The organism is Mycolicibacterium frederiksbergense (assembly GCF_012223425.1).
Lineage (GTDB): Bacteria > Actinomycetota > Actinomycetes > Mycobacteriales > Mycobacteriaceae > Mycobacterium > Mycobacterium frederiksbergense.
The window spans coordinates 5,651,626-5,673,632 of record NZ_CP038799.1; the positions used below are offsets into that span (position 1 = coordinate 5,651,626).

The 22,007-nt window shown below is 68.8% G+C and carries 12 protein-coding genes; 1 reads left to right on the plus strand and 11 read right to left on the minus strand.

Annotated elements, in window-relative coordinates:
- Positions 1-33: 33 nt before the first annotated feature.
- From EXE63_RS30325 to EXE63_RS30360, 8 genes are all read right to left on the minus strand, one after another.
- Positions 34-1,368 (minus strand): WS/DGAT/MGAT family O-acyltransferase, encoded by a 1,335-nt coding sequence (locus tag EXE63_RS30325; RefSeq protein WP_234904326.1) that lies wholly within the window; start codon positions 1,366-1,368, stop codon positions 34-36.
- Between the two features lie 42 nt (positions 1,369-1,410).
- Complete coding sequence (locus EXE63_RS30330) at positions 1,411-2,754, minus strand: condensation domain-containing protein (RefSeq protein ID WP_168145020.1); 1,344 nt, start codon at positions 2,752-2,754, stop codon at positions 1,411-1,413.
- A gap of 32 nt (positions 2,755-2,786) precedes the next feature.
- Positions 2,787-4,256 (minus strand): condensation domain-containing protein, encoded by a 1,470-nt coding sequence (locus EXE63_RS30335; RefSeq protein ID WP_168145021.1) that lies wholly within the window; start codon positions 4,254-4,256, stop codon positions 2,787-2,789.
- A 61-nt stretch (positions 4,257-4,317) separates the two neighbouring features.
- Complete coding sequence (gene pks2 / locus EXE63_RS30340; protein ID WP_168145022.1) at positions 4,318-10,584, minus strand: sulfolipid-1 biosynthesis phthioceranic/hydroxyphthioceranic acid synthase; 6,267 nt, start codon at positions 10,582-10,584, stop codon at positions 4,318-4,320.
- A gap of 768 nt (positions 10,585-11,352) precedes the next feature.
- A complete protein-coding gene (lipL, locus tag EXE63_RS30345; RefSeq protein WP_436277730.1) occupies positions 11,353-12,666 on the minus strand; it encodes an esterase/beta-lactamase LipL in 1,314 nt (437 codons plus the stop codon).
- Positions 12,667-12,762: 96 nt separating this feature from the next.
- Positions 12,763-13,740 (minus strand): methylmalonyl Co-A mutase-associated GTPase MeaB, encoded by a 978-nt coding sequence (gene meaB / locus EXE63_RS30350; RefSeq protein WP_168145023.1) that lies wholly within the window; start codon positions 13,738-13,740, stop codon positions 12,763-12,765.
- Positions 13,741-15,990, minus strand: coding sequence for a methylmalonyl-CoA mutase (scpA, locus tag EXE63_RS30355; RefSeq protein WP_168145024.1), 2,250 nt, complete (start codon positions 15,988-15,990; stop codon positions 13,741-13,743).
- Between the two features lies 1 nt (position 15,991).
- Positions 15,992-17,881 (minus strand): methylmalonyl-CoA mutase family protein, encoded by a 1,890-nt coding sequence (locus EXE63_RS30360; protein ID WP_234904327.1) that lies wholly within the window; start codon positions 17,879-17,881, stop codon positions 15,992-15,994.
- A gap of 173 nt (positions 17,882-18,054) precedes the next feature.
- On the opposite strand from EXE63_RS30360, the gene EXE63_RS30365 reads away from it, so the two are divergent.
- Entirely contained in the window at positions 18,055-18,789 is a 735-nt protein-coding gene (locus tag EXE63_RS30365) for a TVP38/TMEM64 family protein (RefSeq protein ID WP_210000155.1), read from the plus strand.
- A gap of 3 nt (positions 18,790-18,792) precedes the next feature.
- On the opposite strand, the gene EXE63_RS30370 is transcribed toward EXE63_RS30365, so the two are convergent.
- The 3 genes from EXE63_RS30370 to EXE63_RS30380 all read right to left on the minus strand — a co-directional run bounded on the left by EXE63_RS30370 (position 18,793) and on the right by EXE63_RS30380 (position 22,006).
- A complete protein-coding gene (locus EXE63_RS30370; RefSeq protein ID WP_168145026.1) occupies positions 18,793-20,103 on the minus strand; it encodes a hypothetical protein in 1,311 nt (436 codons plus the stop codon).
- 200 nt (positions 20,104-20,303) lie between these two features.
- Complete coding sequence (locus EXE63_RS30375; RefSeq protein WP_234904328.1) at positions 20,304-21,539, minus strand: SPFH domain-containing protein; 1,236 nt, start codon at positions 21,537-21,539, stop codon at positions 20,304-20,306.
- A gap of 35 nt (positions 21,540-21,574) precedes the next feature.
- The gene (locus tag EXE63_RS30380) at positions 21,575-22,006 is read right to left on the minus strand and encodes an NfeD family protein (RefSeq protein ID WP_168145027.1); all 432 of its coding nucleotides are present in this window, start codon (positions 22,004-22,006) and stop codon (positions 21,575-21,577) included.
- Position 22,007: the final 1 nt, after the last annotated feature.

Sequence of the window (22,007 nt, forward strand, 5' to 3'; positions counted from 1 at the left end):
GCCTTTCTCAGCCGTGCAAATCGAAATGCAGTATTAAACGAACACGCCGGTCAGGTCGAATTCGGCCAATGTCTCCGCGGTCAGTTCCCGCAGCCGGGTCTTCGTGTTCTCGGCCCCGGACTGATAGGCGACGATGCCGATGATGATCTTGCCACTGATACGTCCGGACACCACGACCAGCTGTCCGTCGCCCTGTTCCAGTTCGCCGCGCGGGGTGGCCTGATCGACGCCGTAGAACGACGTGTACTCGGCCTCGGTGCCATCCACGCTGGTCAGCACCGGTGGGAGGTCACCCATGTTCGAGCACACCACCGGCATGTCATCGGAGGCGATCATCATGTCCGCGACCTTCTTGACCAGACGCTTGGGCACCAGCGGCGTCAGCGGCATCAATTCCAGGATCTCGTCGGGCTGATCCTTGGCCGACTTCAGTGCGTTGCGCAGGATCACCCGGGTGGCGCTGAGATCCTTGGTCACATCGGTCGGATCGACCTTGGCGTTGACCAGCGTCATCGCATTGGCGCGGACGTCGGTTTCGGAGGTGCGGTCGCTGATGGCAATCAGCAGCGACACGTTGCCGTCCGGATTCCGGCGGCCCATCCGCTCACCCAGCTTGGCGCTGATGGCCGCCAGCAGCGAGTAGCCGTTACCGCCCAGCGCCGCGGCGCGGGCATCCCACTCGGCCAGATCGACGTAGGTGGTGATCGCCGGGACGATGACCCGCTCGTCGGGGTTGGCGACCGGCGGTCGTACCGGCTTCGGGGTCGCGGCAGCATCCTGCCCCCCGGCGCGCAGCACCTTGACCGCCTTGCGCGCCGCGCGGCCGATCTCGGGCAGACCACGCACCGTCTCACGCAGGTCGGCGGCGATCGCCCGGCCGGTGCGCCGCGACAGCGGCGGCGGGTATCCGATGTCGATGTTGGCGCCCGCCACCGCGGTGCCGACCGCGAGCAGGGCGGCGACACCGTCACCGAGGCAGTGCGAACCCACCACCGAGATGGCGGTCACCCCCTCGGTGAACGACTGCACGGCCATCTGCCAGCCGGGCCCGGTCTCCGGATCGATCGGGACCTGCGCCCACTGGTCGGCCCAGTCACTGATCTGCTCGCGCGGCAACGGGTCGGTGTTGATGTGCAGCGGGGCCGCCGGCCCCAGCGCGGACACCCAGCGGTAGCGCCCGAACGGCAGCGGCGAGCGCTCGACACGGCGGCCGGCCATCCCGTAGCCGAAGTTGCGGTGGAACCGCCGCACCGCGTCCATATCGACGGGATGCTCGTAGACCCACACGACCTTGATGAGCTGGACCCGACCGGTGGCCCGGTTCGCACGCACCAGCGCCTCGTCCCACAGCGTCAGCCGGTTGCCCACGGCGTCGCCGTTAGTGAACTCCAAAAGACCTGTCCCCCATCACTATTCGATCATGCCGGACAGCTCGAACGCCGCGAGCGTCCGCTCGAGCTCGGCCTTCAGCCAGGCGGTGGTGTTCTCCGCACCCGGTGCGTAGGCGGCGAAGGTGAGCGTCTCCGTACCGTTGATCCGGCCGGCGACGACGGTCAGCAGACCGCAGCGCTCCTCCAGGGCGTGCCTGGTCGCCACCCGGTCGATACCGCGCAAATAGACGAAGTCGGCCGCGGTGCCGTCGACGTTGGGCAGGTCCTCGGGGACGTCGCCCATATTGGAGCAGGACACCGGCAGCTCGGTGCTGAAGCCGAACGCCACATCGGCCATCTTCTTGACGACCCGTTTCGGGATGAACGGGGTCAGCGGCAGCAGCGCCAGATTCTCGTCGGGTACCTCGCGGGCGACCCGCAGCCCTTCTCTCATCGCCGCGCGCGCCTCGGTGAGATCGGTGGTCACCTTCGCCGGGTCGATGGCCAGGTTGACCAGCACCACCGCGTTGGCGCGGGTGTCACCGTCGCCGGGCATGCGGTCGCCCTGGGGGATGTTGAGCGTCACCATGCCGTCGGGTCCCACGCGCCCGATCTGCCGGGCGAGCGTGGCGACGAACCCGGCGACCAGCGAATGCCCGTTGCCGCCGAGCTCGGACGCGCGCCGGTCCCAGTCGTCGAGCTTGACGCACACGGTGGCCGACGGGGTGAACACCTGATGATCCGGTCCACTGACGACGGACTTCGTACCACCGGGATTCGACAGTTCACCGCGCCGGCGGACGGCCTGCTTGGCGGCCTCGACCAGCGTGCGGCCCACCTCGGGCAGTCCGCGGACGGTATCGCGCAGATCGGCGCGCAGCGCCTGCCCGCGGGGTCGCGACGCCGGTGGCGGATAGCCGTAGTCGAGGGTGCGGCCGTGGATGGCGTTGACCATCGAGGCGATCGCACCGCCGCCGTCGCTCACACAGTGCGAGATCACGATGCTGATCGCCGTCGAGCCGTCGGTCATCGGGAGCACCCCGACATGCCATGCCGGGCCGAACTCCGGATCCAGCGGCATCGTGGCGCGCTCGTCGATCCAGCGTCCGAGCTCGCTGCGTTCGCGAGGGTCATCGAAGTCCAGGTCCGATTGCGGGCCCAGCGCCGAGACCCAGCGGTGCCTGCCGAAGGGCAGCGGTGAACGTTCGATACGGCGACCGAGCAGACCGTGCCCGATGCACTCGTGGAACCGCCGGACACCACCGATGTCGACGGGCCGCTCGTAGATCCACACCACCTGCATCACGGCCTCTTGGCCGGTGGCGCGCAGCCCGAGGAACATCGCCTGATCGGTGAAATCGAGCCGGTTATCGGCACGGGTCATCGCTTCGGTACCTCCGATAACGACAACGGCGATCAGGCCGTCTTGAGGTCCAGGTCGACGGCATCCGCGGCGATGGCGGCGACCGCGACGCTACGGCCCTCGACGACGCTCAGGTACACCGACTTCATCGCCTGGAGGTAGCGCAGCACCGACTCCCGGGCGATCGGGTTGCTCGGGAAGGCAGCGGTCACCGTGGTTTCCTGCTCGACCCGGTTCACCCACATGCCGACCTGATAGGCCGACCGCGAATCGCTGTAGATGGTGCCGTTGAGGCGCTGCCATTCGGCGATCACACCGGGTGACAGCAGACCGGCGTCCAGGTAGGACAGCATCGGCACACCGGATTCCGGCGGGCGCAGGCCATGCGATTCGGCACCGAGTTCCAGTACCCGCTCGACCGGCACATGGGCCAGGTCCAGGCCACCGTCGAACGACTCCTGGGCAGCGCGGGCGGTATCGCCGAAGGCATCCACCTCGACGGGCACGGTGATCGGGACCAGGCCGGTGAACCAGCCGGTGGTCATGAACTCCGCGGGGGTGCGACGCGTCGTGGTCGGGGTGATGACCCGGTAGGTGTCCGCGCCCGTCAGCGCGGCGTTGGCGATGGCACCGCAGGCGAACACGCCGCCGCTGAACCGGGCGCCGGCGGTGATGCAGGCCTGCTCGAACTTATCGCCCTGCTCCTTGTCGAGCAGCTGCACGGTGATGACGTCACCGGTGTAGGCCACCGACGGGTCGCCGAGCGGCAACGGGAACGTGGGCAGGGTGCCGCCGTTGTGCTGCAGGAACTCGATCCAGCTGCGGACCTCCGGCGAGTCGGTGGTCAGCGCGGACACGTAAGCGTGCTGCTCGCGGCAGTAGGTGTCATAGCTGCCCGGCTCGGGCAGCTTCAGCGGGGCCGCGCCCTCGACCAGCGTGTTGTACATCATGTGGATCTCGACGAAGGCCAGTCCCATGAACATGGCGTCGGTGTGCACATGGTCGACGCTGATGTAGATGGTGAAGTGATCCTCGCGCTGGATCATCCCGATGTGGAAGCAGTCCCACACCCACGGGCTGGCGGTGGCCAGTACGTGGTCACGCCACTGTGACGCCGTCATCTGGCCGTGCTCGACGGCGGCGAACTTGATGTCCCGCGGGTTGGTCAGGGTGTGGCGCACGATGTTGCCGCTGCCGGCTGCCGCGCCGGCGTCGGTCTCGACGTACTCGAACCAGCTGTGGAAGGTGTCGTGCCTGCGTAGGTAGGCGTTGATGACATGGGTCATCGCCCGCACATCGCAGCGCCCCGGGATGTCCCAGGACGGGATGTTCAGTCGGGCCATATCGGTGCCGGAGGACTCGTGCTTCCGATAGGCGAGCAGATGCTGGGCCTGCTGGTAGCTCACCGGTACATCACTGACCGGAGCGTCCTTGACCTTGGCGAGCGTCGACCGGGTCGGATGCCAGGAAGTAACGGCACCGGGTTCGCCGACCCAGTCGTGGATCGGTTTCATCGCAACCACTATTCATCTCCTGCTTCGACGACGTCGGACCGTGGATCGCGCGACGCTGCGCAACCCTTGGTCATGACGGAACCGATACTTCGTCAGGCGCCAGCACATCGCACAAGCGATCGGCCAGCACTCTGATCGTGGAAATATCTGTCGATCCGATACGAAGACCTGTCTCCGCTTCGATGCGGGTGCGTACTTCCAGCGTGCCGAGCGAATCGAGTCCGTACTCGGCGAGCGGGCGGTCAGGGTCGACCGACCGGCGCAGGATCAAGCTGATCTGCTCGGAGATCATCCGGCGCATCCGCGCCGGCCACTCGTCCTGCGGCAGCTCATGCAACTCTGCAAGGAATGCGCTGCCGGTGTTGCGCTGCCCGGACGATTGGAACGCCTCGGCGAACTTGCTCGTCTGGGCGAACGCGGCCAGCCACGGTGTGCCGACCACGGGTGCGTAACCGCTGTAGGCACGATCGTGCCGCAGCAGGGTCTCGAACGCAAAGGCACCTTCCTCCGGTGCGATGGCCGCCTCACTGCTCTCGGCCAGTGCCGCACCCGCGCCGATCTCCGACCACGGGCCCCACGCGATCGACGTGCTGGGCAGGTTCTGGCTGCGACGCCAGTGCGTGAACGCGTCCAGCCAGCTGTTCGCCGCGGCGTAGGCGCCCTGCCCCGGCGAGCCGACCAACGCCGCCGCCGAGGAGAACACGCAGAACCAGTCCAGGGTCTGCTTGGCGGTCGCCCGGTGCAGGTTCAGCGCACCGTAGACCTTCGGCGCCCAGTCGCGTTCCACCAGTTCGTCGGTGATGTTCGGGATCGCGGCATCCTCGATGACCGCGGCACCGTGCAACACACCACGCAGCGGCAGGCCGGTGGCGCAGGCCGCCACGAACAGCCGTTCCGCGGTATCGGGCTCGGCGATATCCCCGAGTTCGACCTCGACCTCGGTACCGGAGTGACGGATCCGCTCGACGACCTCCTTGGCGGCGCCCGACGGTGCCGACCGGCCGTTCAGGATGATCCGCCCGGCTCCGGAGTCGGCGAGCTTCTCGGCCAGGAACAGACCGAGGCCACCCAGACCGCCCGTGACGACGTAGGCACCGTCGCGACGGACCGCCTGCGCCTCCTCCGGCGGTACGACCGCGCTGATCTGCCCGCCGTGCGGGATGTCGAGGACCAGCTTGCCGGTGTGCTCGGCGGCGCCCATCACGCGGATGGCGGTGGCGCCGTCCTCCAGCGGGTAGTGCGTCGTCTCGGGCAACGGCAGCACACCATCGGCGATCTGCTGGTAGCAGACCTCCAGCAGGCGCCGCAGGGTGTCCGAATTGGTCAGCGACAGCAGCGCCAGATCGACCGCGTAGAACGACAGATTGCGCCGGAACGGGAACAGCCCCATCCGGGTGTCCCCGTAGATGTCGCGCTTGCCGATCTCGACGAACCGGCCGCCGAAGGACAGCAGTTCCAGGCCGGCCTTCTGCGCCGCTCCGGTCAGCGAGTTCAGCACGATGTCCACGCCGTAGCCGTCGGTGTCCCGGCGGATCTCGTCGGCGAAATCGGTGCTGCGCGAATCGTAGACATGCTCGATCCCCATGCCCCGCAACAGTTCCCGTCGAGCCTCACTGCCGGCGGTGGCGTAGATCTCGGCGCCGGCGGCGCGCGCGATGGCGATCGCCGCCTGCCCCACACCGCCGGTGGCGGAGTGGATGAGCACCTTGTCGGCGGCGGTGACGCGGGCCAGGTCGTGCAGGCTGTACCAGGCGGTGGCGTGCGCGCTGGGCACCGCGGCGGCCCGATTCGTCGGCAGCCCCGGCGGCAGCGTGACCGCCAGATTGGCATCGCAGGTCACGAAGGTCGCCCAGGCGCCGTCGGCGGAGATGCCGCCGACCCGGTCGCCCACCTTGTGACCGGTGACGCCCGGCCCCACAGCGGTGACCACACCGGCGAAGTCCGCCCCCAGCTTGGGCATCCGGCCCTCGAAACTGGGGTACTTGCCGAAGGCCACCAGGACGTCGGCGAAGTTCAGGTTGGACGCGGTGACCGAGACCTCGATCTGGCCGGGCCCGGGCGCGACACGCTCGAAGGCGGCCAGCTCCAGGGACTGGATGTCACCGGGTGTGCGGATCTGCAGACGCATTCCCTCACGGGCCGGGTTCACCACCGTGGTGCGCCGCTCCTCCGGGCGCAGCGGCCCGGGAACCAGACGCGCCACGTACCACTTGGAACCACGCCAGGCGGTCTCGTCCTCGTCCGACCCCGACACCAGCTGCGCGGCGATCTGCGCGGCGTCGGTGTAGTCATCGACGTCGATCTGGGCGGTCTTCAGCTGCGGGAACTCGGTGCCGATGACCCGCACCAGACCCCGCAGACCCGCTTCGTCGAGGTTGGCGGAGTCATCGGAGAGCACGGTCTGGGCGTTGCGGGTCAGCACATGCAGCCGCGGCGCCTCCCCCGGCGTCTCGGGCAGCTCGCGCACGATCTTCACCAGGTGGCGCACATTGTCGCCGCCGCGCACACCGGACTGCTCATCGGTGACACCGTGCCGCGGCGGGGTGACCACCAGCACGTCGCCGAACTGCTGCGCCGCCAACTGCTCACGCAGCCGCGCGGCGTGCGCATCGTGGTCGGAGTGCTGCGGCCACACCATGGTGGTGACATCGATGTCGTGGCTCTTGAGCGCGTCGGCCAGCTTGGTGGCCAGCAGATCAGCCGCATCGGAGGTGCTGATCAGCAGCCAGCGACCGGCTTCGCGGTATTCCACCTCGGGCAGCTCGTGCTGGCGCCACTCGATGGTCAACAGCCGGTCGCTGAAGGTCCGGTCGCGCTGGCCGCTGTCGGAGACACCGGTGCCGACCCGCAGGCCACCGACGGCCAACAGCACCGCCCCGTTCTCGTCGAGCAGGTCGAGGTCCACCTCGACGGCGGCCGGGGTGACGCTGACGATGCGGGCGTAGCAGTAATGCGCATTGCGGGTGGACGCGTAGGTGCGCAACCGCCGCACACCGAGCGGCAGCATCAGAGTGCCGGTGGTGTCGCTGCGCAGCACCGGATGGGCGCCGACGGCCTGGAAGCAGGCGTCCAGAAGTGCGGGGTGCACTCCGTAGGCGCCCTGCTGGGAGCGGATCGATCCGGGCAGCGCCACCTCGGCGAGCACCGAGTCCGACGGACCGTCGGACTGGTCGTTCACGTTGACGGCCACCAGACCGGCGAAGGCCGGACCGTACTGGACGCCGCGCTGGTTGTACCAGCCGCGCATCTCGGCACCGTCCACCCGCAGCGGGTGGGCCGCGATCACGGCATCGATGTCCAGCGCGGCGGGCGCGCTCTCGGCCTCGCCGGAGCGCAGCGCGGCGGAGGCCCGCTTGACCTGCTCGCCCTGCAGATAGGTCTCCACGGCGAACTCCGCGCTGCCGGCCCCGGTGACCGTGGCGGCCGCTGAGACCTCGGTGTTCTCCTCCAGCAGCAGGAGTTGATCGAAGGTGATGTCGTGCACCTCGCCGGTATCGCCGAGGACGGTACGCGCGGCGGCCAGCGCCATCTCGCAGTACGCGGCACCGGGCAGGGCGGCGACGTTGTGCACCTGATGGTCGCCCAGCCAGGGCTGGGTCTCCGTGCCGACATCCGCCTGCCAGGCGTGCCGCTCGGGCTCCTCGGGCAGTCGCACGTGCGCACCCAGCAGCGGATGCACGGCGATGGTGGCGCCGCCGGGCGCCAGCTCGTGCGGATCGCGCACCAGCATGAGCTCGCGGTGCGTCCAGCTCGGCAGCGGTGCGTCGACCAGGTTCCCGGACGGATACAGGACCGAGAAATCGATGTGGGCGCCCGCGTTGTGCAGGTCGGCGAGCACGGCGCGCAGACCGTAGGGCAGCTCCTGTTCGCGGCGCACGCTGGCCAGCGCGGCATGGCTGATGTCCAGGCTGCTGGCCGTCTGGTCGACGGCGTGGGTCAACAGCGGGTGCGGGGACAGCTCGGTGAACACCCGGTAGCCGTCTTCCAGCGCGGCCTGCACGGCGGCGGCGAAGCGCACCGCATGGCGCAGGTTGTCGACCCAGTAGTCGGCATCCCAATCCGCGATGTCGCGGGGGTCGTACAGCGTCGCCGAGTAGTACTCGACGTTCGGCTCGGACGGCTCCAGATCCTCGAGCGCGTCGGCCAGGTCATCGAGGATCGGATCCACCTGCGGGGAGTGCGATGCCACGTCCACGGCGACCTCACGCGCCATCACGTCGCGGCTTTCCCAGTCGGCAACCAGCTCGCGGATCGACTCCTTGGCGCCACCCACGACGGTCGACTTCGGCGACGCGACCACCGACAGCACCACGTCGTTGATACCGCGCGCGGCCAGCTCCGAGAGCACCTGCTGGGCGGGCAGCTCCACCGAGGCCATCGCACCGGAACCGGCGATGGTGGCCATCAGCTTGGAGCGCCGGCAGATCACCTTGACACCGTCTTCGAGGGTGAGCACGCCGGAGACCACGGCCGCGGCAACCTCGCCCATCGAGTGCCCGATGACCGCGCCGGGCAGCACGCCGTAGGCCTTCAACGTCGCGGCCAGCGCCACCTGCATGGTGAAGACGGTCGGCTGCACCTTGTCGATACCGGTCACGGTGACCGAGGCGTTCAGCTCCTCGGTGACCGAGAAGCCGGACTCGGCGGCGATCAGCGGTTCGATCTCGGCGACGGCCGCCGCGAAGGTGGGTTCGCTCGCGAGCAGTCCGGCGCCCATGGCCGCCCACTGCGAGCCCTGGCCGGAGAACACCATCACCGGGCCGCGGTCGTCCTTGGCGACCGCGCCCTGGTACGGCGTCTCGCCGTCGGCGACCTCGCGCAGCGCCGCGACGAGCGTGGCGTGATCATGGGCCAGCACCGTGGTGCGTACCGGGCGGTGCGCACGGCGCCGGGCCAGGGTGTAGGCCAGGTCGTGCAGATTCAGGGTGTCGGCGCGCTCGGCGACCCAGTCGGCCAGCCGGCCGGCGGTGCTGCGCAGACCCTCCGCCGACGTCGACGACAGCACGAAGATCTGCGGGCCGTCGATAGCGATGTCCGCCGCCGCGGCGGCGGGGGCTTCTTCGAGGATTGCGTGCACATTCGTGCCGGACAGACCGTAGGCCGACACCGCGGCGCGACGGGGCTGCTCGCCGGCCGGCCACGCCGCGGCGACCGTCGGCACGTACAGGTCGGTCTTGATGTTCGCCAGCTCGTCGGGCAGCCGGTTGAAGTGGATGTTGGGCGGGACGGTGGCGTGCTGCAGCGCAAGCACGCTCTTGATCAGCCCGATGGCTCCCGAGGCGGACTGGGAGTGGCCGAAGTTGGTCTTGCACGAGCCCAGCGCGACCGGGCCGGCCCCGCCGTAGACCGCGGTCAGGCTGGAGTACTCGATCGGGTCACCGACCGGGGTGCCGGTGCCGTGCGCCTCGATCAGGCCGACGGTCTGCGCATCCACCGCGCCGACCGCCAGCGCCTCCTGGTAGACGGCGACCTGCGCGTCACGGGACGGGGTCGCGATGTTGACGGTGTGGCCGTCCTGGTTGGCGGCGGTGCCGCGGACGACCGCGAGAACCCGGTCACCGTCGCGCTGGGCATCGGCCAGCCGCTTGAGCAGCACGACTCCGACCGCCTCGCCGGGGACGAATCCGTCGGCTGCGGCGTCGAACGCGTGGCAGTGTCCGGTCGGCGAGAGCATGCCCTGGGCCGAGCCCGAGGACAATTTGCGGGGCTCCAGCACGATGGTCACGCCACCGGCGAGCACCAGATCGCTCTCGCCCTCGTGCAGGCTTCTGGCTCCCATGTGCAGCGCCAGCAGGCCCGAGGAGCAGGCGGAGTCCACCGAGGAGGCCGGGCCACGCAGACCGAGGTGATAGGAAATGCGCCCGGAGGCCAGGCTGAAGTTGTTGCCGGTGAAGCCGTAGGGGCCCTCGATGGCATGGGCGTCGGCGGCGACCAGTTGGTAATCACCATGGGTCAGGCCCATGAACACACCGGTGCGCGAGCCCTCCAGGGACGCCGGATCGACGCCGGCATGCTCGATCGCTTCCCACGCCGTTTCCAGCAGCAGCCGGTGCTGCGGGTCGACCGCGGTGGCCTCTCGATCGCTGATACCGAAGAAGTCGGCGTCGAAGCCCGCTACGTCGTCGAGGAAGGCGCCCCATTTGGACACCGAGCGACCGGGGACCCCGGGCTCGGGGTCGTAGTACTCGTCGGCATCCCAGCGGCTCTCCGGGATCGTGGTGACGAAGTCCTGACCCTTGAGCAGCGCCTGCCACATCTGGTCAGGTGAGTCGATTCCGCCAGGCAATCGGCACGCCATCCCGATGACGGCGACCGCTGTGACAGGTGTCTCAACCACGTAGTTCAAACCTCTTCCAGGCGGGTACTGCAAGACCGAGCAAGCAATCTGCGGCGTGTGGACTACCTTGGGCGCCTTTGCGCGCAGGCCCTGTTTCCTTTCCCGCACCTCGCTGAGACTCGTCCGTGAGTCGGTAGCGTAGTCGTCTCCGTTGACGATGGCGTTAAAAACTGAGCAAATCCACTGAGGACTCTACAGCTTCTAGTGCCGCGAGGCGCAGGCTACACCAGCTACATCCTCGACATCCAGCAACTTCCCGATAGTGCCGCAACCTGCGGATTCATTGTCTTATTGACGTTTTAGTAAATGTGATGCGGCTCACCTTGTCAAGCCGGGTATTAGCCAGAGCTCAGTTCAGCAAACAAGTTCGGCAAACTTATCAATTGCCCCGACGGCACGCCCGACGCTTGCTGAAACGTCCAGCCAACTCACAGGTCGTTCGAAACAGCGCCCCTAGCACTGGAAACACCAGTAACAACTACCCCAGAGTAAGTATGGACACGGTCCGGCTCGGCGCTTCCACCGCACCCGCGGCCGATCGGGAAACTCCTTTGGCAATTCAAAGACGTGTAACGGAAACCGCGTGCGCGGGCGCGTTGGCCATTCCCGGCGTGACCGGCTGGATTTCGGCTTCGGGACGCCTTCCGCATGATTGGCACAGCCAACGTTCAGGTGCCCTAGCAATATCCTGCGACCGGCGGTACCACCTGCATATTTGCGGGAGCAAGCAAAACTTTGGGCAACCGAAATGGCCCTCGGCGCGGCCCGTCAGACGGCTGCGGCAGAGGGCCCTGCGAAGGCCGTTCCGAGCCGCGGGATGGCGTCGAATCCACGGTCGCGAGCCCGCGCCGCGCCGCGCCGGATGAGCGCGGCGGTGGCCACGAAGCCCGCCTGGTCAGCCACCACGAGGGGGGTCAGCAGGCGGTTGTGCACGTACCCGAAGGCCAATCCGGTCGCCGGATCTGCCCAGCCCAGCGAGCCGCCCAATCCGACGTGCCCGAAGCCCGGCAGTACGCCGGGAAAGGGCAGCGAGTGGTAGCCGAGGTGGAAGGCCATCGGTAGCACGATCGAGCCGTCCGGATGCAGGCTGCGGGGCCCGGTCAGGCCGGCCACCAGCTCGCGGGAGAGGAACCTGTTGCCGTCGAGGTCTCCGCCGTTGGCGATCGCTCCGTACATCCGGGCCAGGGCGCGCGCCGTCGCGACACCGTTGGCCGATGCCATCTCGCTGTCCAGCAGGGGCGTATCGCCCTGCACCATCGACTTCATCCCGGGGAAGTACAGCGCTCCCAGACCGCCGGACCACGGCAGCGCGGCCAGATGCGGCGCCACCGCGTTGAAGATCGGGTTCTGCAGGTGCCGCTGCGGGCCGATGATCTGCGCCGGCTGCGTCGGCGCCGCCAGCGGCGGACGGCCCAGGTGCACACCGTCGACGTCGAGAGGTGCCGCCAGTTCCCGGCGGAACAGCTCCCGCATGCCCAGGCCGGTCACCGACCGGGCCAGGCCGGAGACCAACCAGCCGTAGGTCACCGCGTGGTAGGCCGGGCGCCCGCGCAGCAGACCGGCCGGTGCGGCGGCGATCCGCTCCTCCATCTTGGTGTGGTCGAGCAGATCAGCCCTGCTGACTCCGTTGAGCTGGGACAGGCCTGCCCGGTGCCGTAGTACCTCGCGCACCGTGATGGCGGCCTTACCGTTGGCGCCGAATTCGGGCCAGTACTCCGCCATGGGGGCGTCGTAGTCGATGAGCCCGCGATCCACCAGTCGGTGGATGACGGTCGTGGCCATCCCCTTCGTCGCGGAGAACACCATCGCGCCGGTGTCCGCGCTCCAGCGCTGCCTGCCCTTCCGATCGGCCCACCCGGTCCACACGTCGACGACGGGGACGCCGTCCAGGTAGACCGACAGCGCGCCGCCACCGAATCGGGGATGCCCGAACAGCTTGCCGAACGCCGATACCGCGCATGCGAAGTTGGGGTCCGCCGCCCCCTGGATCCCGCGGGGCAACGCATTGTCATCGGGGATCGCCGCGCTATTGCCGATCTCGGTGGGCGCCGCGCTGCGCTCACCATCTATCGCGTAGGTCACAGTCAAACCAATTTACCTCGCCGTCTGGCTAACTAGCGAGGGGCGTTACCTATCTGTAAGACCAGGGTGGTTCCCAAAACGGTAACCTTGCCCAGCTCACCCGTCAGCGGCGTCGAGGATCCGCTGGGCCGCCAGCGCCGGGGTCAGCTCGCCATCGCGCACCTGGCGCTCCAGCTCGGAGCGGATGCGCTTGACCTCGGGATTGCCGAGCACCCGGTCCAGCACCGTGTCGCGGACCATCGCCCACGTCCAGTTCACCTGCTGCTTACGGCGACGGGCGTCGAACTCCCCCGCATCGGTCAGTACCTTGCGATGCTTCTCGACGGTCTCCCACAGCTCGGCCAAACCATCGCCGGTCAAGGCGCTCATGGTGAGAACCGGTGGCCGCCAGAGAGTTTCGCGTGGGTAGATGAGGCGCAGCGCGCCCGTCAGTTCACGCGCGGCGGCCTTCGCCTCGACGGCATGCTCGCCGTCGGCCTTGTTGACCACCACCACATCGGCGAGCTCGAGGACACCCTTTTTGATGCCCTGCAGCTGATCGCCGGTCCGGGCCAGGGTCAGGAACACGAAGGTGTCCACCATGTCGGACACCGTCACCTCGGACTGCCCCACCCCCACCGTCTCGACGAGGATCACATCGAAGCCGGCCGCCTCCAGCAGCACGATCGTCTCCCGCGTCGCGCGGGCCACACCGCCCAGGTTGCCCGAGGTCGGCGACGGTCGGATATAGGCGTCCGGGTGCACAGCAAGCTTAGCCATCCGGGTCTTGTCGCCGAGGATCGATCCGCCGGTGCGTGTCGAGGAGGGATCGACCGCCAGCACGGCTACCCGGTGCCCGGCCTCGATCAGGTGCATACCGAGCGCCTCGATGGTCGTCGACTTCCCGACGCCCGGCACACCGGTGATGCCGACGTGGACGGCACCACCCGCTTCCGGCATGAGCTCCAGCAGCAGCTCCTGGGCCTGCTGCCGGTGATCGGCGCGCGTCGACTCGACGAGGGTGATCGCCCGCGCCAAGCCGGAACGGTCACCGCCGCGCACCGCCGCGGCCAGTTCGGCCACTGAAGGGCTCATCTAGCTCAGGGTGTAGCCGAGTCGGTCGGCGAGCTTGTGCAGCAGACCGATGGCGGCATCGGCGATCACGGTGCCCGGTGGGAAGATCGCGGTCGCGCCGGCCGCGTAGAGCTCATCGAAGTCACCGGGGGGGATCACACCGCCGACGACCACCATGATGTCGGGACGACCGACCTCGGCCAGTGCGTCGCGCAGGGCCGGCACCAGCGTCAGGTGGCCGGCGGCCAGCGAGGACACCCCGACGACGTGCACGTCGTTGTCGGCGGCCTGGCGCGCCACCTCATCGGGGGTGGAGAACAGCGAGCCGACATCCACGTCGAACCCGATATCGGCGAAGGCGGTGGCGATCACCTTCTGGCCGCGGTCGTGACCGTCCTGGCCCATCTTGGCGACCAGGATGCGGGGCCGTCGGCCATCGGCGTCAGCAAAACGTTCCACCAGATCCGTTGCGGTAGCCACATTCCCAGCCTTCCCGACCTCGTCGCGGTAGACCCCGGCAATGGTGCGGATCTCGGCCTGATGCCGACCGTAAACCTTCTCCAGGGCGTCGGAGATCTCGCCGACGGTGGCATGCACGCGGGCGGCGTTGATGGCCAGCGCCATCAGATTGTTGTCCAGCCCGTCGGCGCCTGCCACACCGGTGGCCGCTGCGGCACGGGTCAGTTCGGCCAGTGCCGCCTGGGTCGCCGCCTCGTCACGGTCGGCGCGCAGTTGCGCCAGCTTGGCCAGCTGCTCGCTGCGTACCCGGCTGTTCTCGACCTTGAGGACCTCGATCTCCTGATCCTCGGCCACCGCGTACTTGTTGATGCCGATGACCGGCTGCGCACCGGAATCGATGCGCGCCTGGGTGCGCGCGGCGGCCTCTTCGATGCGCAGCTTCGGGATGCCCTCGCCGATGGCCTGGGCCATGCCGCCGTACCCGGCAACCTCCTTGAGGTGGGCGCGGGCCTTCTCGGCGAGCTGATGGGTCAGCCACTCCACGTAGTACGAACCGCCCCACGGGTCGATCGGTCGGGTGGTGCCGGACTCCTGCTGCAGCAGCAGCTGGGTGTTGCGGGCGATGCGCGCCGAGAAGTCGGTCGGCAGCGCCAGCGCCTCGTCGAGGGCGTTGGTGTGCAGCGACTGGGTGTGGCCCTGGGTGGCGGCCATCGCCTCGATGCAGGTGCGTGCCACGTTGTTGAACGGGTCCTGAGCGGTCAACGACCAGCCCGAGGTCTGCGAATGGGTGCGCAGGGACTGGGATTTGGCGCTCTTCGGGTCGAACTGCGCGACCAGCTCGCTCCACAGCAGCCGGCCGGCGCGCAGTTTGGCGACCTCCATGAAGAAGTTCATCCCGATGCCCCAGAAGAAGGACAGCCTGGGCGCGAACTTATCGATGTCCAGTCCGGCGTCGAGGCCGGCCTTGATGTACTCGACACCGTCGGCCAGTGTGTAGGCGAGCTCCAGGTCGGCCGTGGCACCGGCCTCCTGGATGTGGTAGCCCGAGATCGAGATGCTGTTGTACTTCGGCATCTTGACGCTGGTGTAGCCGAAGATGTCGGAGATGATCCGCATGGACGGTTTCGGCGGATAGATGTAGGTGTTGCGGACCATGAACTCTTTGAGGATGTCGTTCTGGATGGTCCCGGCCAGCTTCTCCGGCGGCACGCCCTGTTCCTCGGCGGCGGCGACGTAGAGCGCGAGGATCGGCAGCACCGCACCGTTCATCGTCATCGACACCGAGACGCTGCCCAGATCGATCCCGTCGAACAGCTGGCGCATGTCCAGGATCGAGTCGATGGCCACACCGGCCATCCCGACATCCCCGGCGACCCGGGGATGGTCGGAGTCGTACCCGCGGTGAGTGGCCAGGTCGAAGGCCACCGACAGACCCTTCTGGCCGGCGGCCAGGTTCCGCCGGTAGAACGCATTCGACTCGGCGGCGGTGGAGAACCCGGCGTATTGCCGGATGGTCCACGGCTGATTGACATACATCGTCGGATACGGGCCGCGGATGAACGGCGGCTCGCCCGGGAAGCTGTCCAGCGGGTAGCCCGCCGCCACCGCATCATCGCGATCGGCGCCGATGAACACCGGCTTGACGTCGATGCCCTCCGGGGTCGACCACACCAGCTGCTCGGCGGTGTAGCCGTGCGCGGCCGCGGCGACGTCGACCTGCTCGGTCACCGCCTCGGGCGTCGGTGTCGGGCCGGCGCCGCCGTGCAGCGGTACGTCGGCGAAGCTGCCGAGGACGGGTTTCGTGGCGGTCATATCAGGCCCCCAAACGGTTGAGCAGGTTCGCCAGCGCCTCGACGGCGTTGATCTTCGCGGTCAGGTATTCGTCGGGTCGGGCGGTCGCATCACCGATCGCCTTCTCCGGCCCGGCGAGATAGATGTGCGCCACCCCGGCATCGCGTGCTGCGGCGACGACGGCTTGGGCCTCGCTGCCATACCGGGCGTCGGTGCCGCAGATCACCACGGCGCGGTGGCCGTCGACGGCGGCCGCCACCGCGGCCGCGTCCACCGTGCCGGGGTTGACCGTTTCGATGCCGCCGGAGGCCAGCAGGTTCGACGCGAAGGTGGTCCGGATGTTGTGTTCGGCGAGCGGGCCCAGCGGGAGCAGCACCACCTCGGGCCGTTTCCCGTGCTCGGCCAGATAGGCATCCGACCGGTCCCGCAGTGCCTCGAAGCCGGCCGCGTAGCGCACGATGCCGGCGACTCCGCCGGTGGGCGGTAGCGGCTTCTCCCCCAGGTTCGGGAACTCGTTGACACCGGTGAGCGAGGTACGGCGGTGCGCAATGTCGTCGGCGCGCTTGTCCCGCACGGCGGCGATCTGCTCGGCGAGGTGATCGCGGGCCGCCTCGAATCCGCCTCGCGACTCCAGCTCCTGGAAATGTGCCCAGGCCTGCTCTGCCAGCTGCGCCGTCAGGTCCTCGACGAACCACGAACCGGCCGACGGGTCGAGCACCCGGCCCAGGTGGGATTCCTCCAGCAACAGCAGCTGTGTGTTGCGCGCCATGCGCCGGGTGAAACTGGTTGCCGTGCCGGGCAGTCCACCGGGAATGGCGGCGTCGAACGGCGCCACCAGGACGGTGTCGGCACCACCGACACCGGCGGCGAATGCGGCCAGCGTGGTGCGCAGCATGTTCACCCACGGATCGCGCTGGCTCATCATCGGCGCCGAGGAGACCGCGTGCACCACTGCGGCACCGGCCGCACCGTCGCCGGCGACCTCGGCCACCCGGGCCCACAGCCGGCGCGCGGCACGCAGTTTCGCGATCGTCATGAACTGGTCGTCGTCGGCGGCGAAACGGAAGCTGACGTGGCGCAGGGCGTCGGAGACCGTCACACCGGCCTCGGTCAGCAGGCGCAGGTAACTCACGCCGGCCGCGACGGCCCCGGCGAGCTCCCAGGACGCGCTGGCACCGAGGTTGTGCAGGGCGGGACCGTCGACCGTGACGGCCCGCACCCCGGTCTGGCCGGCCGTCCGCACGGCGATCGCGGTGACATCGTCGAGGCTGGCCGTCACCCGTCCGCTCAGCGGCGCGGTCAGTGGGTCGGCGCCCAGATCCAGTGACAACCGGCCGCGCTGTTCGTCGTCGAAATCGGCGACCAGAGCCAGCAGGGCGTCGGCGGCGACGACGTATTCGGCACCCGCGTCCAGCACCACCGGCACGAGATCCAGGAACACGCCGTCGAGCAGGTCCGCCAGTTCGGCCGGTGCCACCCCGGCGGGAACACTCCCCGTCGCTGCGCTCGCCCCGGCGACATTCCCCGTCGCTTCGCTCGCCCCCGGCGAACCCACCCGCAGCACCACCGCGCTGGTGCCCTCGGTCAACGCCAGCAACAGCGCTCCGTTGGCCTCCGAGGTTCCAGAAGCCGTCACCGGGAACTGCTCGGCGACCTTCCAGCCGCTCAGCACATCGCGGCGCGCATCCCCGCCGCGGGCGAACGGCCACTGCCCGGGCAACGGCGACTCGGGTACCTCGTCGAGTGCGGTGTAGAGCGGCCGTACCGGGAAGCCCTCGTAGGTCGGCGAGTCGAGCAGCCGTTCCGGTTCGGCGGGCAGATCCGCGGCATCGCGCCGCAGACTCTTCGCCAGCACGCCGGCCACGCCGGAGCGCCAGCGCTCGCGATCCGATTCAATGACGCTCGAGGACACTCGCGGCTCCTGGGTTAAAAAGCGTTGTCTGACTTAGTTAGATTAGCCAGCTGTGACTGGCCTCTTTCACCTGAGGCTAAATGATCGGTATCACGGCAGCGTACGGCGGGCAAAAGCTACTGAGCAGTAGCGTTGTCGGCGGCACCGCCCTCTGCCCCGTAGGGTTGGGAGACGTGAAACCCGTCGTCACCACGTTGCGCACGGTCTGGACCGCAGTGACGTCGACGGCCACCCAATTACCGCGGCGCCGCGTGGTGGGCATCGCCGCCACAATTGTGATCCTCGTCGCAGTCGCGATTCTGGTGCCCCTACCGAGTGCGATCCAGCTGCGCGACTGGGCGACCGCAGCCGGCCCGTGGTTTCCGCTCGCGTTCTTCGCCGCCCACATCGTGATGACGGTGTTCCCGTTTCCCCGGACCGCGTTCACGCTCGCGGCCGGCCTGCTCTTCGGGCCGTTGGTGGGCGTCAGCATCGCAGTCGCGGCGAGCACCCTCAGCGCCGTGCTGGCCGTGATCCTGGTGCGGGCGGCCGGCTGGCAACTCAGCCGATTGACCCTGCATCCCCGCGTCGAGTCACTGGACGCCCGGTTGCGCGACCGTGGCTGGGTGACGGTGCTGTCGATGCGGATGATTCCGGCGGTGCCGTTCGCGGTGCTCAACTATGCGGCGGGTGCGTCCGCGGTGAGGCTGCTGCCCTATTCGGTGGCCACGCTGATCGGCGTGTTTCCCGGGACGGCGGCGGTGGTGATCCTCGGCGATGCCCTCACCGGCAATATCAGCCCGCTGTTGTTCCTGGTGTCGGCGTGTACCGCAGGCGTCGGACTGGCCGGGCTGGTCTACGAGATCCGGGTGCACCGCCGTTCCCACGGCGAACACTCGACCGGCGACGAACCCGCCGTCAACGGATAGCGGTCAGGCGGCCTGTTCGAAGGAGCTGTCGACCAGGCGCAGGCGGCCGGCCGTGCGGGCCGCCGCGGGGCGCTTTTTGGTGTGCAGCGTGATCATCGAGCCCGAGCGCACCACACCCATCGGGCCCGACCCGGCGAAGCGCGCAATGCCCGCCACGCGGATGGCCCAGCCGGCCTTGGCCTGGCGGTACCCGATCCGGATGCCGAGCGCGCAGATCACCAGGAGCCCGCCCACGCCGGGCAGCGCCACTGCGGCCAGCGTCGCGATCGAGATCGGGACCAGCAGCGTGCTGACCGCACGATCGAGGAATGACTCGGGCGCTCCCGAGGCCGTCAGGCCACTCACACCCAGCGGTGCGGTGGTCACCGCCGACTTCTGCTCGACCCTGACCGGGGTGACCGGGGCCGGCGCGGGCGCGGCCGGTGCAGATGCGACGGTACCGGCGCCGAGTGACGCGGCCGGCGCCTGCGGGAGCAGCAGCGCGGGCAGATCGATCGGTCCGGCCGGCGCCGTCATCGGCCGCGCCGCGGGCGCCACGCCGATCGGGGCGACGGGCGGGGTGCTGACGTCCATCAGGGCACCCAGCTCGCCGGGCAGCGCCGCGATGGTGCCGACCGATGTACTCACCGAGGTCAGCATGAACTCGATGGTGTTGATCACGTCGGAGACCGGCGTAGTCGAGCCGGGCAGTCCGGCCAGCAGGGCGGGGACCGCCGTTGCCGTCTGCTGCGTCGAAGTGAGCACCGAGGCAACGGTGTTACCTACCGTGTGCGCCACCTCGGGCAGCTTGTCGTAGCTCAGCGGGGCCTTGACCGACACCGGACGCGCCGGCGGCGGGCCGGCCGGCTTGGCGGGCTCGGGGGCGGTCGAGTTGTTGGCCACCGGGGTGGTCTGCTGTTGGGGAGTGCCCGCACTGGGATCGGTGCCGGCGGTTTCGGGCGCCACCAGCTCGAGATCGGTCGAGCCGGTGGAAGAGTCCGGGACGGTCGGGATGGTGGTGCGCGGGCGGCTACCGAAGCCGGGCTGGGGACGCTGTGCCGTCCACGGTCTGATCACGCTGCGCACGCCGGTCATCGACTGCCGCAACGTCGTACGCAGACCTACACCGAGGTCGTTGCCGGATGTCGCGGTACCGCTGTCCGGACCGGAATTCTGGCCCTGCCCGGCGCCGGTCGAACCCGAGGTGCCGGTCGAACCCGAGGTGCCGGTCCCGGAGTCGGTGTCGGCCACCGCCACGGCCACGGGACCACCGATCAACAGCACGGTGGAGAGCATGCCGGCGCCCACCGCGCTCCGCACGCACGCCTTGCTCATCGCGTCCCCGTCATCACGTCGCCATTTCGTTTCGCACCGGCAAAAAGCCCTGCCCACGGTCAGCAAATCACCGATATGCCATTAGAACATGCAATAAGTCCTTGCGGCAGGAAAAAATGTTCGACCCCGTCAATCCATCAGGAAAATCTCAGGCATCGACCACGCAACCACGTGGTGTATCGCCGGACGAGGTGGGTGCGTTACGGGGCGCGGTGGGTACCACCGGGCATGCCGGGCGTCCCGGGAGCTTCCGGCGGACCGGTCGGGGCGTTCAACGCCTGCGACCGGGCCGGCGCCTCGACGGATGCCGGCGGCTCCGATCCCAACGGCGAGATGGGCTTGCGCGCCTCGGCCTCGGCGCGTGCCACCGCTTGGGCGATCTCCGGATCGGTTTGCGTGTTGAACCAGTCCGCGACCTCTTCGGCGTCATCCGCCGCGGACGACGGCGAGTCCTCGACCGGCGACGGGGTGTAGCGGAACACACCGTCCTCGCCCGGTGCCCCCAGCAGCTTGGTGAAACCCTGCAGCGCCGAACCGAAATCGCTGGGCACCAGCCAGACCTTGTTGGCCTCGCCCTTGGCCATCAGCGGCAGCGTCTGCAGGTACTGGTAGGCCAGCATCTCCGGGGTGGGCCGGCCGTTCTTGATCGCCGCGAAGGTCTTCTCGATGGCCTTGGCCTGGCCCTGGGCCTGAAGGTAGGCGGCGGCGCGTTCACCCTGGGCCCGCAGCATGCGGGACTGCCGGTCCGCCTCGGCCGCCAGGATCGCGGCCTGCTTGGCGCCCTCGGCCGACAGGATCTGGGCCTGCTTCTGTCCCTCGGCCGCCTTGATCGCCGCCTCCCGGCTGCCCTCGGCGGTCAGGATCATGGCGCGCTTCTCGCGATCGGCGCGCATCTGCTTTTCCATCGAGTCCTGGATCGACGGCGGCGGGTCGATGCTGCGCAGCTCGACCCGGGCCACCCGCAGGCCCCACCGGCCGGTCGCCTCGTCGAGCACCCCACGCAGCTGTCCGTTGATGGAATCGCGCGAAGTCAGCGTCTGCTCCAGGGTCATCCCGCCGACGACATTGCGAAGTGTGGTGGTGGCCAGCTGCTCGACGCCGACGATGTAGTTGCTGATCTGATACACCGCCTTGGCCGGGTCGGTGACCTGGAAGTAGACGACGGTGTCGATATTGACCGTCAGGTTGTCCTCGGTGATCACCGGCTGCGGCGGGAAGGACACCACCCGCTCCCGCAGATCCACCCGGGCACGGATCTTGTCGACGAACGGCAGCAGCAACGTCAGCTGCCCGGACACCGTCTTGCTGTAGCGGCCGAGGCGCTCGATCACCGCGGCCTCGGCCTGCGGGATGAGCGCCACCGACTTGGCGACCACCACCACGGCGAAAATGACAAAGACCACGAGCAGCACGAGACCTACGTATGTACCGTCCATGACGACTCCCTCCAGTTAGGTTCGACTGCTGTAGCTCACATGGCGCGGTAGACCACCGCGGTCGCCCCGTCGATGTGCACGACGGTGACCTGATCGCCCGGTTGGAACACATCGTCGTCGTTGAGTGGCCGTGCCGTCCACACTTCGCCGTCGAGCTTCACCTGGCCGTCGTGCCGGGACACCTGCGAGAGCACCAGCGCGCCCTTGCCCTCCAGCGCCTTGGCCGGGTCCGGCAGGCCGGTGCTCGATGACATCCGCCGGCGCAGCACCGGCCGCACCAGGACGAGCAACAGCACCGAGATGACCAGGAACACCGCGCCGTCGGCCCAGATCGGCCAGTCGAAAACGAATGCCGCACCGGCAGCCGCGAGCGCGCCTCCACTGAGCATCAGCAGGAAGAGGTCACCGGTGAGCGCCTCGGCGCCTGCCAGTCCCAACGCTGCGACCAGCCAGATCCATGGGGGCATG

What these genes read in the sequence shown, in the direction of transcription:
- EXE63_RS30375 (WP_234904328.1), bottom strand. Translation starts at nt 21,539, where the DNA reads ATGGACGGTACATACGTAGGTCTCGTGCTGCTCGTGGTCTTTGTCATT.
- EXE63_RS30370 (WP_168145026.1), bottom strand. Translation starts at nt 20,103, where the DNA reads ATGAGCAAGGCGTGCGTGCGGAGCGCGGTGGGCGCCGGCATGCTCTCC.
- meaB (WP_168145023.1), bottom strand. Translation starts at nt 13,740, where the DNA reads ATGAGCCCTTCAGTGGCCGAACTGGCCGCGGCGGTGCGCGGCGGTGAC.
- scpA (WP_168145024.1), bottom strand. Translation starts at nt 15,990, where the DNA reads ATGACCGCCACGAAACCCGTCCTCGGCAGCTTCGCCGACGTACCGCTG.
- EXE63_RS30330 (WP_168145020.1), bottom strand. Translation starts at nt 2,754, where the DNA reads ATGACCCGTGCCGATAACCGGCTCGATTTCACCGATCAGGCGATGTTC.
- EXE63_RS30380 (WP_168145027.1), bottom strand. Translation starts at nt 22,006, where the DNA reads ATGCCCCCATGGATCTGGCTGGTCGCAGCGTTGGGACTGGCAGGCGCC.